This window comes from Thermanaerothrix solaris, assembly GCF_032334255.1.
Taxonomy (GTDB): Bacteria; Chloroflexota; Anaerolineae; order Anaerolineales; family Anaerolineaceae; genus Thermanaerothrix; species Thermanaerothrix solaris.
Window position 1 is genome coordinate 1,469,629 of record NZ_JAUHMF010000001.1, and the last position, 16,594, is coordinate 1,486,222.

The 16,594-nt window shown below is 57.8% G+C and carries 11 protein-coding genes; 8 read left to right on the forward strand and 3 right to left on the reverse strand.

The window, feature by feature from the left end; genetic code table 11:
* The first annotated feature begins 57 nt into the window (after positions 1-57).
* The 4 genes from xpt to QYE77_RS06795 all read left to right on the forward strand — a co-directional run bounded on the left by xpt (position 58) and on the right by QYE77_RS06795 (position 4,972).
* Complete coding sequence (xpt, locus tag QYE77_RS06780) at positions 58-630, forward strand: xanthine phosphoribosyltransferase (protein WP_315624619.1); 573 nt, start codon at positions 58-60, stop codon at positions 628-630.
* Complete coding sequence (gene guaA / locus QYE77_RS06785; protein WP_315624620.1) at positions 627-2,186, forward strand: glutamine-hydrolyzing GMP synthase; 1,560 nt, start codon at positions 627-629, stop codon at positions 2,184-2,186. The genes xpt and guaA overlap by 4 nt, the downstream gene beginning before the upstream one ends.
* Before the next feature lie 69 nt (positions 2,187-2,255).
* Positions 2,256-4,166: an FHA domain-containing protein gene (locus QYE77_RS06790; RefSeq protein ID WP_315624621.1), complete on the forward strand. Its 1,911-nt coding sequence runs from the start codon at positions 2,256-2,258 to the stop codon at positions 4,164-4,166.
* Positions 4,163-4,972 (forward strand): PP2C family serine/threonine-protein phosphatase, encoded by an 810-nt coding sequence (locus QYE77_RS06795; RefSeq protein WP_315624622.1) that lies wholly within the window; start codon positions 4,163-4,165, stop codon positions 4,970-4,972. Before QYE77_RS06790 ends, QYE77_RS06795 begins: the two co-directional genes overlap by 4 nt.
* On the opposite strand, the gene QYE77_RS06800 is transcribed toward QYE77_RS06795, so the two are convergent.
* Positions 4,969-5,844 carry an HpcH/HpaI aldolase/citrate lyase family protein gene (locus QYE77_RS06800; RefSeq protein ID WP_315624623.1) on the reverse strand — a complete coding sequence of 292 codons (876 nt, stop codon included), beginning with the start codon at positions 5,842-5,844 and terminating at the stop codon, positions 4,969-4,971. The two genes, QYE77_RS06795 and QYE77_RS06800, sit on opposite strands and share 4 nt — an antisense overlap.
* 99 nt (positions 5,845-5,943) lie before the next feature.
* On the opposite strand from QYE77_RS06800, the gene QYE77_RS06805 reads away from it, so the two are divergent.
* Positions 5,944-8,154: an ATP-dependent helicase gene (locus QYE77_RS06805; protein WP_315624624.1), complete on the forward strand. Its 2,211-nt coding sequence runs from the start codon at positions 5,944-5,946 to the stop codon at positions 8,152-8,154.
* Positions 8,155-8,721: 567 nt separating this feature from the next.
* A complete protein-coding gene (locus QYE77_RS06810) occupies positions 8,722-10,071 on the forward strand; it encodes an NAD(P)/FAD-dependent oxidoreductase (RefSeq protein WP_315624625.1) in 1,350 nt (449 codons plus the stop codon).
* 12 nt (positions 10,072-10,083) lie between these two features.
* Here QYE77_RS06810 and QYE77_RS06815 read toward each other — a convergent pair whose 3' ends face one another.
* Positions 10,084-11,379: an MDR family MFS transporter gene (locus QYE77_RS06815; protein WP_315624626.1), complete on the reverse strand. Its 1,296-nt coding sequence runs from the start codon at positions 11,377-11,379 to the stop codon at positions 10,084-10,086.
* 131 nt (positions 11,380-11,510) lie between these two features.
* Here QYE77_RS06815 and QYE77_RS06820 point away from each other — a divergent pair, with 131 nt between their 5' ends.
* Positions 11,511-11,732 carry a Trm112 family protein gene (locus tag QYE77_RS06820; protein WP_315624627.1) on the forward strand — a complete coding sequence of 74 codons (222 nt, stop codon included), beginning with the start codon at positions 11,511-11,513 and terminating at the stop codon, positions 11,730-11,732.
* Between the two features lie 64 nt (positions 11,733-11,796).
* On the forward strand, positions 11,797-13,212 hold the full coding sequence (locus QYE77_RS06825; protein WP_315624628.1) for an LCP family protein: 1,416 nt from the start codon (positions 11,797-11,799) through the stop codon (positions 13,210-13,212).
* An 83-nt stretch (positions 13,213-13,295) separates the two neighbouring features.
* Here the strand turns inward: QYE77_RS06825 and glyS are convergent, their stop codons facing one another.
* Positions 13,296-16,295: a glycine--tRNA ligase subunit beta gene (gene glyS / locus QYE77_RS06830; protein WP_399389726.1), complete on the reverse strand. Its 3,000-nt coding sequence runs from the start codon at positions 16,293-16,295 to the stop codon at positions 13,296-13,298.
* Positions 16,296-16,594: the final 299 nt, after the last annotated feature.

Here is a 16,594-nt window from a genome sequence, read left to right on the forward strand (position 1 = left end):
AGGTACGCGGTTTCATCTTAAAATGTTCACACAATTACCATTTCAGGAGGGGACGGCATGCAAGCCCTGAAAGAACGCATCCTCAAAGAGGGCAAGAATTTGGGGGGTGGCATTCTCAAAGTAGATAATTTCATCAATCACCAGGTGGATCCCCAACTCATGGATGCCTGTGGCGCCGAACTGGCACGGCGTTTTGCCCACGTGCGGCCCACCCGGGTGCTCACCGCCGAAATTTCAGGGATCGCACCTGCCCTGACCACCGCCATGCACCTGGGGATACCGGTGGTCTATGCACGCAAAAGCAAGCCCATCACGATGCCCAATCAGGTTTACCTGACCATTGCCCCCTCCCACACCAAAGGGCAGATGGTCGAACTGATCGTTTCGCCAGAATACCTTAAGCCGGGCGAGCGAGTACTGATCATTGACGATTTTCTTGCTACCGGCCAAACCATCCTGGGCTTGGTGCGCTTGACCGAAGCCGCCGGCGCCACCGTGGTCGGCATCGGCACCCTGATTGAAAAAACGTTTGAGGGCGGTCGCAAAGCCCTAGAACACCTCGGAGTGCCCATCGAGTCACTGGCCGTCATCACGTCTATGGAAAACGGACAAATCATTCTTGCACCATGAGCACCAGCATCGCCATCCTCGATTTTGGTTCTCAATACACCCAACTGATCGCCCGACGGGTGCGTGAATTACAGGTGTATTGCGAACTCTTTCCGTGGGACGCCCCCGCCGAAGAGGTCATGGCATTGCAACCTGCGGGCTTCATTCTATCAGGAGGTCCGGCCTCAGTCTATGCCCCGGGCGCCCCGCAGATCCCGGCCTACGTCCTGGCATCAGGACGCCCCATCCTGGGTATCTGCTACGGGATGCAGGCACTTGCCCATGCCCTTGGAGGAAATGTCGCTCCAGCTCCCGAACGCGAATACGGCCCAGCCGAGATCGAAACCCTCCTTCCCAACCCGCTGCTCCCGCCCGGGCGACAACGCGTCTGGATGTCGCACGGTGATCGGATCGAAACCCTGCCGCCGGGGTTCAATACCCTGGCACGCAGTTCAAATAGTCCTATCGCCGCCATGGGTGACCTGGATCGCCGCTACTATGGCGTGCAATTCCACCCGGAGGTTCATCACACGCCCGGCGGTAAAGAGATTCTGCGCCGCTTTGTCGTGGATATTTGCGGCGCCACCCCCGATTGGACCCCCGAGTCCATCATTACTCAGGCCGTTGAGCGCATTCGCGCCCAGGTTGGTCATGAACGCGCCCTGGCCGCGGTCAGCGGCGGCGTGGATTCCAGCGTGGCTGCCGCGTTGGTGCAACGTGCCATCGGTGACCGATTGATCGCCGTTTTTGTGGATACTGGTCTGCTTCGTCAGGGGGAACGCGAGCAGGTCGAGGCGGCGTTTCGCCACACCTTGGGCGCCAATCTGATCGTGGTGGACGCCGCCGAGACCTTCCTCAAGGCATTAAAAGGGATCACCGACCCCGAGGAAAAACGGCGCATCATCGGCGAGACGTTCATCCGCGTTTTTGAACAGGAAGCGCGCCGCTTAGGGACGATCCGCTTCCTGGTGCAGGGCACCATCTACCCCGATGTGGTCGAGTCTCGCGCTCCCGACCGCGCCCACGCCCAGCGTATCAAGACCCATCACAACGTCGGCGGCTTGCCCCCTGATCTCAGTTTTGAATTGGTAGAACCCCTGCGTTATCTGTTCAAAGATGAAGTCCGCCGCGTTGGCGAAGCGTTAGGATTGCCCCCAGCGCTGGTATGGCGTCAGCCCTTCCCGGGACCGGGTTTGGCAGTGCGCTGTCTGGGTGAAATTACCGCCGAACGCTTGTCCCGTCTGCGCGCGGCCGACGCGATTTTCACCACTGAATTGGAACGCGCCGGTTTGTTGCAGCAGCGCCTGGGTGAGGACGAATCCGCTGCAGTCGCACAGGCCTTTGCGGTGCTTCTCCCGGTGCAATCGGTCGGCGTTATGGGTGACCAACGCACCTACCAGGACGTGGTGGCCTTACGCGCTGTGACCACCCAAGATTTCATGACTGCTCACTGGGCTCGTTTGCCCGCAGACCTGCTCGAACGGGTTGCTAATCGTATCGTCAACGAAGTAGACGGGATCAACCGCGTCGTGTATGATATTACCAGCAAGCCTCCCGCAACCATTGAATGGGAATAAGCCCCCGAATTCACGCTCCCAGAATCCCTGATGGCCCTTCCCCTTTTTTGCCGGCCTAGGTCTAGGTGGTTGCCTTTCATCAGCCTGGCGATCGCCACCACGCTCTCATTGGTGAGCCCACTCAGCCGTACCAAGGCTCAGGTGGCGGATCGCGTCCTCATTCGCCAGGTGGACCGTTCCACATTTCCCACCATCAGCCTCTATGTTGAGGCTTATGATAACAACGGACAGTTTATCCAGAACCTAAACCCGGAAAATATCACCATCCTGGAAAACAACCAACCCCGCCCCCTTCTGAGTCTGACTCCTCTAAACCCCGGCGTCCACCTCATCCTGGTCTTTAATTACGGTCCAGAGTGGAGCGTTGCCTACGCCCAGCGCTCCCGCTTCCAATATCTGCGCCAGCATTGGCTGGCCTGGGCACAGGCACAACCCACCCCCACCAGCGACCGCCTCAGCCTGGTTACCAACAGTGGGCTGCAATTGGTGCGCAATAATGACCCGGCCCGCTGGGCTGACTGGTTGGAATCCGCCCGCCCCGACCTGCAACGCGAAGTGGCTTCTCTCAATGGGTTAGTACGTGCCCTCGACCTGGCCGCCACCGCTGATTCAGATAGCTCCCAACACCCGATCATTTTCTTCCTCACCGCCCCATTACCCGCGGCAGTGTTACCCGCCCTGGCTGATCTGGGCCAGCGCGCACAAACCCTGGGTGTGTCCATCCACGTTTGGATGATTGCCAATGCTCGTGCGCCGACCCGCTTGCCGCAAAATTACACTGCGCTGAACGACTTGGCCGTCCAAAGCGGCGGCCAGTTCACCCTTTTCAGCGGGCCGGAGCCTTTGCCCGACCCCGAGCCCATACTACAACCGTTGCGCTACAGGTACCGCGTGACCTATCTCTCTGGCCTCACTACCAGCGGCACCCATACGCTCAGCGTGCGCCTCAACCACGAAGGAATGACGGTGGAATCGGAACCCGTAGCGTTCGATCTTACCGTGCTCCCCCCGAATCCAATCCTCTTGGCACCCCCAGCCCAGATCACGCGTACCTGGGAAAGCCGTGTAGATCAACCCGAACGCTATCTCGCCCCCTCAACGTACGCCTTTTCCTTCATCACCGAATTTCCCGACCAACACCCCCGTCCCCTCCGTGCCGCTCGGCTCTTCATCAATGACACGCTGGTGACCGAACGTTTAGAGCCCCCATTTGAGGTCTTAGAATGGCCACTTGAAGAGATCACTACCAATGGGCGCTATCGCGTTCGGATAGAGGTCGAGGACAGCCTCGGCCTCAAAGGACAGAGCCAGGATTGGCCCATCGAGGTGATCGTGGCCGAACCCCCGCGTAGCCCACTCGAACAAACCTGGCAACGCCTCTCCTCACCGGAAGTCATTCCCTTCTGGGTAGTGCTCCTGAGCGCAGCGATTTTGGGGCTTTTCCTCTGGCGTTGGCGCGCCTACCGCCGCCTGACCCAGCCCCTTTATGCGCGGTGGACCGCCAGGCTGCACAGCAAAACTGCCCCACCCGCCGCTTCTTCGCCTTTAATGACTCTATCCCCCCTTGCTGCACCCCCTGCGACGGCTTCAGCCTGGTTGGTGTGGTTGAATCCAGATGAAGTGCCATTCTTCTTCCTTCGTGATGATACAACCGTGCCCCCTACTGAAAAACGCTTTTATCCCTTGCCCCAGACAGAAGTCACTTTGGGCAGCGACCGCCAACGCGTGACCATATGGATTCCCCATCCCAGTGTGGATGGGATACACGCCCATCTCACTTTCGGTCCGGAGGGTTACCGACTGACCGATGCCAGTACAATTGCCGGCACCTGGCTAAACGGCGCACCGCTTTCGCCAGAGGGAGCGTGGCTGGTTCACGGAGATATCATCCATATCGGGAGTGTGGCGCTGCGTTTTGAGAACGCCACTCCCAGCCCCCAACCTTTTCCTACGTTACATCCTTACGAGGAAATGCTATGATTCGCCTGCCTCAGCCGCACCTTCCGGTGGTAACCCTTTCGGATCGCGGACGTCAGCGCCAGAATAACGAAGATCGTCTACGGGTCAGCGGGCTGGCCAGGGCACATACCCCTGAGCAACCCTTACTGCTGGCCGTGCTGGCAGATGGTATGGGTGGGCACCAAGCGGGCGAGGTGGCAGCCGAACTGGCGGTGACCAAGGTTGAGGAATACGTTATCGAACATGGAGACACTCTCCCACCAATCCCGCTTTTGGTTGAAGCCCTGCGCTACGCCAGTCAGGTCATTTATACCCAAGGTCAACGCAACTCTGATCAGAGCGGAATGGGCGCCACCTGCACCTGCGCCTTAATTCAAGAGAAGCACCTCTATATTGCCAACGTGGGCGATTCTCGGGTGTATCTGATTCGCAACGGACACCCCTATCGCCTAAGCGTTGATCACACGTGGGTGCAAGAGGCATTGGATAATGGTTGGATCACCCGCGAGGAGGCAATCCATCATCCCCAGGCGCATATGATTCGCCAATTTCTGGGTTCGGCTAATCCGCCCGAGGTTGACGTACGCTTACGCCTTTCCGCTCATGAAAGTGATCAGCAATCCCATGCCAACCAAGGCCTCCTTCTGGAATCGGGAGATGTTGTGCTCTTGTGCAGCGATGGGCTGAGCGACTTAGTGGAAGATGAAGAAATGGCTCACCTGCTTACCCATTGGCCGCCGGAAAGCGCAACCAGGTTGCTGGTTGACCTGGCCAATCAGCGCGGTGGTCATGACAATATCTCTCTGATTGTGATCAGCGTGCCTTAGTCCAACGCACCTGCGGCCTGCGCTCGGGCCAGGATGCCCTCGGCGCGGCGGATGACCGGGCGATCCACCATCTGCCCTTGCCAGGCAAACGCCCCTTTGCCCTGGGCTTGATGGGCTTCAAAGGCAGCCAGCAGTTCTCGTGCCCATGCAATCTCTTCGGGAGAGGGAGTGAAAGCGGCTTGCACCGGCAATACCTGATTGGGATGGATGATTTGCTTGCCGTTAAACCCCAACGCCGCACCGCGTTCGGCCTCCTGGCGCACCCAACCGATATCCTGGAAATCCACCGTCACCCAATCTATCGCTTGCAAGCCAAATGCGGCCGCATGCATAACCAGGGTACTGCGAGCATGAAATAGTTCCCAGCCCTCACGGGTGCGCTTGACCCCCAATTCAGCCGCTAAATCCTCTGCGCCGAAAATCAGCGCCTCCAGGCGGGGCGTGGCTTGGCAAATCTCAGGCAGGTGCAGAAACGCCCGGGCCCGTTCAATAATGGCAAGCAGGATAATGGTGCCGCTCGGCCATCCCGCTCGTTGCTCGGCAGCCCCGATCTGCGCTTCAACCCAGCGCAAATCTTCCGCTGTGAGCACCTTTGGCAGCACAATTCCATCCGGTCGGTTCGGTAACACCGCGGCTAAATCCACCTCAGCCAGACCACTCTCCAAGCCGTTGATGCGCACCAGGCGCTCAGCCCGGCCAAAATCCAACGTGGCTAAGGCCCGGGCAATATTTTGGCGTGCTTCCTCTTTGCGATTCTGCGCGACCCCATCTTCCAAATCCAGGCACACACAATCCACACCGAGCGTGGTCGCTTTTTGGATCTTGTGCCAATCATCAGCCGGGACATATAAGAGCGCCCGTCGTGCCCGCACGGCCCACCTCCTGTGACTTTTCCAACCCAAGATGAATTATAATGCTAAGCACCTCCTCACCTCTCGCCAGAGGCAGGTTTATCCTGAATAGGACCGTCTATGCCGGACGAAGCAACCTTAGAGTTCTTGAAACATCTCAATGCCGAGCAATACCGCGCTGTAACTGCGGGAGAAGGCCCTATCCTGGTCCTGGCCGGACCGGGCTCAGGCAAAACACGCGTCCTAACCCAACGCATCGCCTACCTGGTTAAGGGCATGGGGGTACGCCCCCATCACATCCTCGCCGTCACCTTTACCAACAAAGCCGCTCGCGAAATGCAGCACCGCCTGGAAGGACTGCTGGGCGAGCAAGCTCAACACCTCTGGTTGGGAACGTTTCACGCGATTTGTGCGCGCATCCTGCGGCGCGAATCTGCACACCTACCCTTTGACCACAACTTTGTCATCATGGATGCCGATGACCAGATCGCCCTGGTGCGCCAGGCGCTTAAGGCCCTCAACCTGGATGAAAAACTCTACCGCCCGGCGGGAATTCATGCCACCATCTCCATGGCGAAAAACAACCTGATCGGTCCGGAAGAGTTTACCCCCCGCACTTATCGCGATGAAATTGTCAAGCGCGTCTATCAGCGCTATCAGGAATTTTTACGCGCCAACAATGCCGTAGATTTCGATGACCTGCTGATCGAAACTGTGCGCTTGCTGCGCGAAAATCCCCCTATTCTTGAACGTTATGCCGGACGCTTCGAGCATGTCCTGGTGGATGAGTTCCAGGACACCAACCTGGTGCAGTACGAGTTACTCAAACTGTTGGCTTCGGTACACCAAAACGTCTTTGTCGTGGGGGATGAAGATCAATCTATTTATCGTTGGCGCGGTGCGGATTATCGCAATGTATTGCGCTTCGAGTCCGAATTTCCTAACGTTCAGAAAATTTTGCTGCAGCAAAATTACCGTTCTACCCAAACCGTGCTGGATGCCGCGCAGGGCGTGATCAATCGAAACCACCAGCGCACACCCAAGAAACTCTTCTCCGACCGCGGACGGGGTGATCCGATCATTCTGTATGAGGCCGTGGATGAATTCGCCGAGGCCGCATTCGTGGTGGATACCATCCGCCAGTGGATCGAGAGCGGAAAAGCCAAGGGGAGCGACTTTGCGGTCATGTACCGCACCAACGCCCAATCCCGCCTGCTGGAAGAGGCTTTTCTGCGGGCTGGGATACCCTATCATCTGGTGGGAGCACAACGCTTCTACGGCCGGCGTGAGGTCAAGGACATTATCGCCTTCCTGCGTTTAGCCCAAAACCCTGAAGATGAAATTAGCTTACTGCGCGTGATCAACGTTCCCCCACGGGGCATTGGTGAAAAAACCCTGGTGGCGCTGCAGTTACTGGCGCGCGAGACCCACCTTGCCCCGGGGCGTCTGCTAATTGAATTGGGCGAAAAAGGGCACGACTCACCTTACTGGACGCGCTTTCCCGGGCGTAGTGCAATGGTGCTGGCTGATTTCGGCGCCCTGCTGGCTAAATGGCATCAGGCACGCGAAACCCTCTCGCTAATTGACCTCTTTGACCGCATCTTGGCCGATCTCGCCTATGAACCGTATATCAACGATGGCAGCGAAGAAGGCCAGGATCGGTGGGAGAATGTGCAGGAATTGCGCCGATTGGCCTTCGAGTATCGTGAACGCGGCCTGAGCGCCTTCTTGGAAGACCTGGCGCTGGTCTCGGACCAAGACACCCTGCCTCAGGATCAAAACGCCCCCACCCTGCTCACCTTGCATGCGGCCAAAGGGCTGGAATTTCCTCAAGTCTTCATCGTGGGATTGGATGAGGGACTATTACCCCACACCCGCTCGCGCGATGACCCTGAGGAATTGGCCGAGGAACGTCGTTTGTTTTACGTTGGCCTGACCCGAGCCAAAGACCGCCTCTACCTGGTGCGCGCCTTGCGCCGCAGTTCTTTTGGATATCACGAAACCCAGGAACCCTCACGGTTTCTGGAAGACATTGATGAACGACTCATCCGGCGTCAGGGTGTTCGCCAAACCCGCGCCACCTCTACAACCTGGACCGCCGAACGCACCCCTGGCGTTCGCACCCCTTCCTCCCCCGCCCACGCCGCCATTCTTCAACCGCGTTACCGCCCCGGGCAACGGGTGCGGCATCCTGCGTGGGGCGAGGGCATGGTTGTGGACAGCCGCGTCCAGGAAGATGGCGAGGAAACCGTGGACGTGTTCTTTGAAAGCGTAGGGTTCAAGCGTGTGATTGCATCCATCGCCCGCCTGGAAGCCATCAACCCTGACTAGGGAGAAAATAACGCCCAGAGCCGGCGCGGGCTTGCTCCGGTACCCTTTTGACAGCGCAATATTGCCGCAAGTAACGAGAAAAAATCGCGCCAGTTGCCCACCGGCCTGCGTTCAGGTAGACGGACCTGGATGAGGGGGCGCGCATCCAGTGTGCCAATGCGCACCAATTTTTTACACCTCTCCACACGCCTGGAATTCTCGTTTACCTTCAGCGGCTATTTTCGAACCGAAAGGGCTGGCCCAGAAGACGGAAACGATCAAGCCTTGGGCCACCAGACCAGCGCATCCATATCACGCGGTAGGTCTTCAATCTCGCAGTGTATACCCCGGAATCGGACATTTTTGCCAATTGCGTAATACGCCTTTTCATCCTCAATTCCCATGTTGGCCTCAAGAAACAAAAAGTACCTTATACGTCCATGGTTATCCTGTCGAGACCGGGTAATCCGGGAGATCTTTCCCCTTTGCTGGTACAAGGTTACCCTCTTGTATTTATGATAATTTAGACTATAATAGTAATAGTTACTAAATTCACAATCTTGCTGGTCACAGGCCCAGGAGGCTCTGATGAAAACACCTGATTCTTCTTACCCTCATATTGTGATTGTTGGTGCCGGCTTCGGTGGGCTGCGAGCCGCACGGGCTTTAGCCAATGCGCCGGTGCGGGTCACACTTATTGACCGCCGTAATTACCACCTCTTTCAGCCGTTGCTCTATCAGGTCGCCAGTGCCGGCTTATCCCCGGAAGACATCGCATATCCCTTACGCAGCATCTTTCGCCACCAGCATAATCTGAATTTTGTGATGGCCGAGGTGCAACAGATTGATCTGGAAAACAGCCGTGTACTGACGACCAGGGGTGGGGCAATTCCTTATGACTATCTCATTCTTGCCGCTGGCAGTGTGACCAACACGTTTGGGATGCCGAACCTTAATCGCTATGCGTTCGGGCTTAAGGACCTTGATGATGCCCTGGCGATCCGTAGTCATGTCCTGAATCAGTTCGAATTGGCTACCCAGACAGCCGATCCTGCCCAACGTCAAGCCATGTTGACCTTTGTGGTGGTAGGGGGTGGGCCGACCGGGGTGGAATGCGCCGGAGCGCTAGCCGAATTGATCCGCCTGGTGTTACGCAAGGACTACCCTGACCTCGACCTGCGTCAGGCCCGCGTGGTGCTGTTAGAGGCCACCGATCGCCTGGTGAGCAACCTGCCGCCCGACCTGGGCCAAGCCGCCCAGCGAGCACTGGCCCAGAAAGGGGTCGAAGTCTGGCTAAAGGCGCAGGTGCAAGACTACGATGGTCAGCGGGTCTATCTGAACGACGGGCGCATCCTGCCTGCTCAGACGTTGATCTGGGCCGCTGGGGTGCAGGCCGCCGAACTAGCCCAGACCTTACCCCTGGCGTTGGGCAGTCAAAAACGCGTGCATGTCCTGCCCACGTTACAAGCCCCGGGCTATCCGCACGTTTTTATCATCGGCGACGCCGCCTACCTGGAAGACGAACACGGCCAACCCTTACCCATGATGGCACCAGTCGCGATGCAACAAGGGGAACACGCCGCTCACAACATCCTCCATGCCTTGCGTGGTGAGCCTCTCCAACCTTTTCGCTACCGCAATTTGGGCAGCATGGCCACCATTGGCCGCAACCAGGCGGTTGCAACGCTCTTCGGCCTTCACCTCACGGGGTTCATTGCCTGGGTCATCTGGCTCTTCGTACACCTGATGCAACTGGTGGGCTTTCGCAACCGCCTGGTGGTGTTCATCAACTGGGCGTGGGAATATTTTCGCTTTGAACGCGCCGCGCGGTTGATATATCCAATGCCACAGGTACATTCCGCCCCGAGCACAACCATCACGCCCCCGGACGAAAAGGAACCAGCAGCGGTTATTGCGACCATCTACAACCCCAATTAACGCCCCTTCCCCCTACCCCTCACGTTCCAACGCCGCCTCCGGTTCGGCCTGTGTTGGCGCGCTTTCAGGGGTTGTGTAGGTCGGAGACGTCGTTGGATTGACGCGGCTGAGAACGAGGAAAAGGATGACCCCCATAAATCCGATCAGCCCCCCTCCGTACCAAATATACTGGGGACCAAGGTGGTCGTTCAACAATCCTCCTAGCACCGGCCCGATCCCAGATGCCACGCCCCAGGTCAGGCCGTAGATGCTCATATAGCGTCCCCGCATATCTTCTGGCGCGCGCCCGGCAACGTAGGTAGTCGAGGTTGGGATAAGGATCAACTCCCCAATCGTCATCACCACCATGCTGAGCCAAAAGGCCCAGAAATCTCGTCCCCAGGCGATGCTGGTTACCGCGGAGGCATAAAAGAGCGATCCTATCGCCAGCACCGGTAACGGCGCGAAACGCTTGGTGATCAGGGTGACCGGGATCTGGAAGAAAACCACCATTAATGCATTCGTCGTGGGTATCCAGCCATAGCGGCTTTCGGGCAAGCCGAAGTTCTGTTTGGTGTAGACCGAGAGCAAGACCCACAGGATCGCAGCAGAAATCTGGGTCAGAGTAAAGGTAAAAACGAAAGCCAGGAATGCCCGATCGCGGAGCACCCGCCCATAACCCCCAAAACGTTCGCGTGGTAGCGGGTCAACGGCCTCACGGCCGGCTGCCTCCCGCCCATGGCGACGCGGTAGGGTCTCGCGAGCACGCAGGGCGATCAAAAGTCCATACAGGCTCATCCCGGTCGCGGCGCAGAGGAATGCAATGCTATAGGATAAACTGGCGATGAATCCACCCACCGCCGGTCCAATGGCAACCCCCAGATTATTGCTCAACCGCAACATGGAATACGCCTCGGCCCGGTGCTCGGCCGGGATTAGATCCGCCATCATGGCATCTGCCCCAATCCGGTAGAGGGGATTGAAGAAACCTTGCAACGCCATCAGCCCGGCAAAGGCCGAATAGGACTGGGCTTGGCTCATCAGTACATAGCCCATCCCGTTCATCACCAGACTGATCACCATGACCCACTTGCGGCCCAGATAATCCACAATCGGGCCGGCGATGAAGGAAGCCCCCAGTCCCACGGCCGCATTCAACGTGATCAGACCTGCCGCTGAAGTCAAAGGCAAATGTAAACGTTCGCTGATGTAGATCATCAGGAATGGCCAAATCATGCTAGAACCCACGGTGCTGATAAACATCCCCACAAACATCAGCCAAAACTGCCGTGGGTAAGGGGTTTTGAAGGCACGCCATAATGCTTGCATCGTTGTCATCCCCAACACAACGGATTTTGAACCTAAAATCACCACCTGCTTCGCACGGGTGGTGCTAGCGAATTTTACACCCTCTTGCCATTAGTGATACAATAAAGGCCAAGATTGGGTAAGGAGGCGTTATGGTAAGCCAGGATTTATTAGACATCTTACGCTGCCCGGCCTGCGTGCGCGAACGTGAAGGATTGCTTGACCTGGTTCGTGAGACCTGGCTGGTGTGCCGTGATTGTGGTCGCAAATACCCGATTGTTGAGGACATCCCGATCATGCTTATAGACGAAGGAAGCAAATGGATGAACACCGCGGTGGACGACCTCCCAGTGCCACCCCCACCACCCGCCTGATCTGGCATCCATCTTGCATCCCAAGATAAGGATGTAGATTTCAACTCAAGGGATAGAAAGCCTTATGTCGCAATTGCGTACTCGCACCTTTCCGCGTCGTTTCCACCTTGATCGTCTAACGCTGATAGTGCTCGTTGTGTTCATTATCCTGGCCGTGGTTACCGGGTGGGCGGCTTTTTCTCTGGCGCGCAATCTATTCCGCTCTTGGACCATGACCAACCTGGGTGGTGTGCCGGTTGGGCCCAATATTGCCGGCACGCCCGGCGCCGCGGCGGCCAACATGCCTCTGAATCAACCTCTGCAGGAAAATGGCCCTGCCCCTGAACCCTGGGATGGTAAAAGCCGGGTCACCGTGCTGGTGATGGGTTTGGATTACCGCGATTGGGAAGCCGGTGAGACACCCCGAACCGACACCATGATGCTGCTCACGCTCGATCCCCTCACTCGCACCGCCGGTATGCTCTCCATTCCCCGCGATATGTGGGTCAATATCCCCGGGTTTGATTACGGCAAGATCAATACAGCCTACTTCCTGGGTGAGACCTACAAACTGCCTGGCGGTGGGCCGGGGTTGGCTGTGGAAACGGTGCGCCAGTTCCTGGGAGTTCCGATCAATTATTACGCTCAAATTGACTTCTACGCCTTCGAACGCTTCATAGATGAAATTGGCGGGGTCAAATTGCGCATCCAAGAACCCATCACCCTCTATCCCACCGGGAACCGCCCCAAGGTACACTTAGAACCCGGGGTTTACTCCGTGGGTGGCGACCTGGCGCTGGCTTATGCCCGCAACCGCTACACGGAAGGGGGGGATTTCGATCGCGCCCGCCGTCAGCAAGAAGTTATCTTGGCCATTCGTGATCGTATCTTGCAATACGATCAGATTCCCAAACTGATCGCCAAAGCCCCCGTCCTCTATAACGAACTCTCGTCGGGCATTCGCACCAACATGACCCTGCAAGAAGCGATTCAACTGGCCTGGCTGGCGGTGCAGATACCGCCTGAGAATATCAAGCGCGGCGTTATCGGCCCAAACGCGGTGGAAATGGCGACCTCACCCGATGGATTGGACATCCTGATCCCCATCCCGGATCAAATCCGTTTAATTCGGGACGAGGTTTTCTCGACCAATGGCGCGGTTGGGCCGGCAGCGGTGGCTGAGGATCCCAAAGCCTTGATGCAGGCCGAGAATGCGCGCGTGGTCGTGCAAAATGGGACCACGGTAGCCGGGTTGGCGGGACGTACCGCGGAGTTTCTGCGCAACGAGGGGGTTAACGTGGTGCAGGAAACCAACGCCGATAACCTTTACAGCCAGACGACGATATTTCTCTACAGCCCTAAGCCCTACACTTTGAATTACCTCGTTAGCGTGATGCAATTGCAGAATCCGCGTGTCTATAATCGCTACGACCCCAATGCCGAAGTGGACATTGCCATTGCCCTGGGGAACGACTGGGCGCAAAGCAATGTGATGCCTTGAAACCTTGCGCTGATGGGTGATAAAAACTGCGCTGCCGGCCAGAAACGACCGGCAGCGCTTTTTTATCGGTTGATCCAAAGCCCCTAGAAGCCCTCTAACTTGGAGAAGTCAGCAACCCCATCGGCCAGGGCCACAATACGCTGGAGCAACCCCAAGCGGTTGGCGCGCAAGGTCGGGTCCTCAGCCATGACCAACACTTCTTCGAAGAAATGGTTGATCACCGGGATCATGGGCAGGAATACCTTGAAGAAATCCTCCACACTCCCCGGACGGCGCGAGGTCACCTCAGCCTGCAACAACGCCGAAAGCAGGTGCTTCTCCGCCGGTTCAACGAACCGTTCAGGATCAATGGCATAGCGCTCGCGTTGATCCCGGGTGATGCGCACACAGCGAGCATAAGCCGGCAAGATGGTGCTCCAGTCGGGGCGATTGACCCACTGCGTTAGTTCGCGCACCGCACGCGCGGCCGCAGCGGGATTATGCCCCTGCGCCGCCAACACCGCCGCAACTACATCATAACGGTAGCCCTGCTCTAACAATTCGCTTTGCAAGCGCCCGATAATAAAGTCCAGGCATTCTGCTTTAGCCTCAGCGCTCACCGCGACCGGTAAGCCGTGTGCCGCCGCTTCCAACCCTTGGCGCAGGTCAAAATCCAGGTTCCAGTGAATCAGATTTTGCACCAGACCCAACGCCGCACGCCGCAGGGCGAATGGATCTTTGGTGCCAGTCGGTGCCAGCCCTACCGCAAATAGCCCCATCAGGGTATCCAAGCGGTCAGCCAGGCCTAACACCAGCCCCGCCGGCGTCTCGGGATAGCGGTCGCCGGCAAAGCGCGGCAGGTAAGCCTCAAAGATCGCCTCGGCCACAGCAGGAGGCTCACCGCTTTGGAGCGCGTAATATCGCCCCATCACCCCCTGTAATGAGGTCATCTCGACCACCATATGAGTGACCAAATCGGCTTTGCACAGATGGGCCGCACGGCGCACCGCAGCGGCATCGGCGGACTCCAGCCCGACCATCGGGATCAAGTGCTCTACCAGGGCTTCAATGCGTTGGGTCTTATCCAGCATGGAACCGAGTTTCGCCTGGAAGGTGAGCGTACTTAGCCGCGGTAGATAATATTCTAGCGGGTGCTTGAGGTCTTCACGGATGAAGTACGCCGCATCGGCGAAGCGAGCGCGAATCACCTGCTCGTTCCCATCGGTGACGACATCCAGCCCTTCCCTACCACCGTTGCGCACGGCGATAAAGTAGGGTAAGAGGCGCCCCTCGCGGGTATAAACGGGGAAGTAACGCTGATGTTTCTTCATCACCGATACCAGCACCTCTTCCGGCAGGCGCAGGTAATCAGGATCGAACGAACCGCGCAGTGCCGTGGGAGCTTCAACCAGGTGAGTCACCTCGTTCAGCACCGCCTCGTCCAGGTGCTCGGGGTCACCCCCTACCTCGGCGATCAACGCCCGAGCCTGTTCAGCGATGCGTGCCTTCCGTTGCTCCGGATCCACAATCACGCCCTGGCGCTCCAGGAAGATGCGATGATCACGGGGATGAGAGAGCGCAAACGTGGCCGGCTCGGCAAAGCGCAACCCCCGCGTCACCCGCCCGGAGACCAGCCCGGCATAGGTGAAAGGTATCACCGTCTCACCAAACAGCGCTGCCAACCAGCGAATCGGGCGCGAGAAGGCCACCCCACTGCTGTTCCAACGCATCGAGCGCTCAAAACGCAAATCCGCAATGACCTTGGGCAGTGCTTCGGCCAACACCTCAACCGCCGGACGACCTGATTCGCGCACATGGGCGACTACGTAACGCCCGCCGTCCATCTCAGCCACGGTAAGCGTTTCGACCGGCACGCCTTTGCTACGCGCAAACCCTTCTGCCGCTGCAGTAGGGCGTCCCTCGGCGTCAAAAGCCCGGTTCGCCGGCGGTCCCTTGACAACCAAGTCGCGATCCGGTTGCCGCCCGGCCAAGTCCTCAACCCACACCACCAAACGGCGCGGCGTGCCCCAAACATGGATCGGGCCATGCGCCAAATGCAACTCATCCAACAGCGCCGGGATGCGCTCCCGCAGTTGCGCTAAGGCCGCATCCAAATCTGCTGGCGGGAGTTCCTCAGTACCAATTTCAACCAGGAGAGTTTCCCGTTCCGGCAGCGCCTGTGCAGGTTGAGCAGACACGGTGGGCATTTCGTTCACCGCCGCCGCAGGTTTGAGCCAGGGGAAGCCCAACGCCTCACGCTGGGCCACATACGCCTCGGCTACGCGGCGGGCCATATCCCGCATGCGGGCAAAGAGGATCTGACGCTCGGTCACACCGACCGCGCCGCGGGTATCCAGCACATTGAAGGTATGGGAACATTTGAGGACGTAATCGTGCGCCGGGAGCACCAACCCCCGCGCCAGAGCGGCTTCGGCTTCGGCCTCAAAGAGCGCGAACATCTGGCGCAAGCGTTCCACATCCGCCACCTCAAAGTAGTAGGTGCTGTGCTCGCGCTCCCCTTGCAGGTTCACATCACCATAAGTGCGTTCGGCATTCCATTGAATATCGCGGAAGTTACTTACCCGTTGCAACGCCATAGCGATGCGTTCCAGCCCGTAGGTAATTTCGACCGAGACCGGCTCCAACACCATCCCCCCCGCCTGCTGGAAGTAGGTAAACTGGGTGATCTCCAGACCATCCAGCCAGACCTCCCAACCTAATCCCCAGGCACCCAGGGCAGGCGATTCCCAATTGTCTTCGACGAAACGAATGTCGTGTTCGCGCGGATCAATCCCCAACGCCTCTAAGGAGCGCAGATAGATCTCCTGCGGATTCCCGGGATCGGGTTTGAGGATAACCTGAAACTGATAGTGCTGCTGCAAGCGGTTAGGGTTCTCGCCATAGCGCCCATCATCCGGGCGGATGGAGGGTTCCACGTAAGCCACGTTCCACGGCTCTGGACCGAGCACGCGCAGGAACGTGGCCGGATTCATCGTCCCCGCTCCCACCTGAGTATAGTAGGGCTGCCAGATTAAGCATCCCTGCTCCGCCCAAAACTGCTGTAATTTCATGATAATAGATTGAAAGTCTAGCGCCTTCTTCATATCTTCCAGGCTCCTGTTAGGATAAATCCACCGGTTTTTTGATTATACCAGAGGCGCACAATCCATCTCGGCGGCTCTCATCCGGGTAACCTCAGCCTCGCATTCGGGTTTTGAGTAACAGAGACCGGATCAAGGAATCGTGAAACCGCGCTCCCCTGACACGCTTCCTGGTGTGGTGACGAATAAGGTCATCCAGGATTGCAGACGTTCATCATATTGACGCTAACCCTATAATTCGGTAATCTTGTAAGTGTAACGAAACAAGCGGAGGCGCCGCCGTGCCAATTCTGGCCTACATA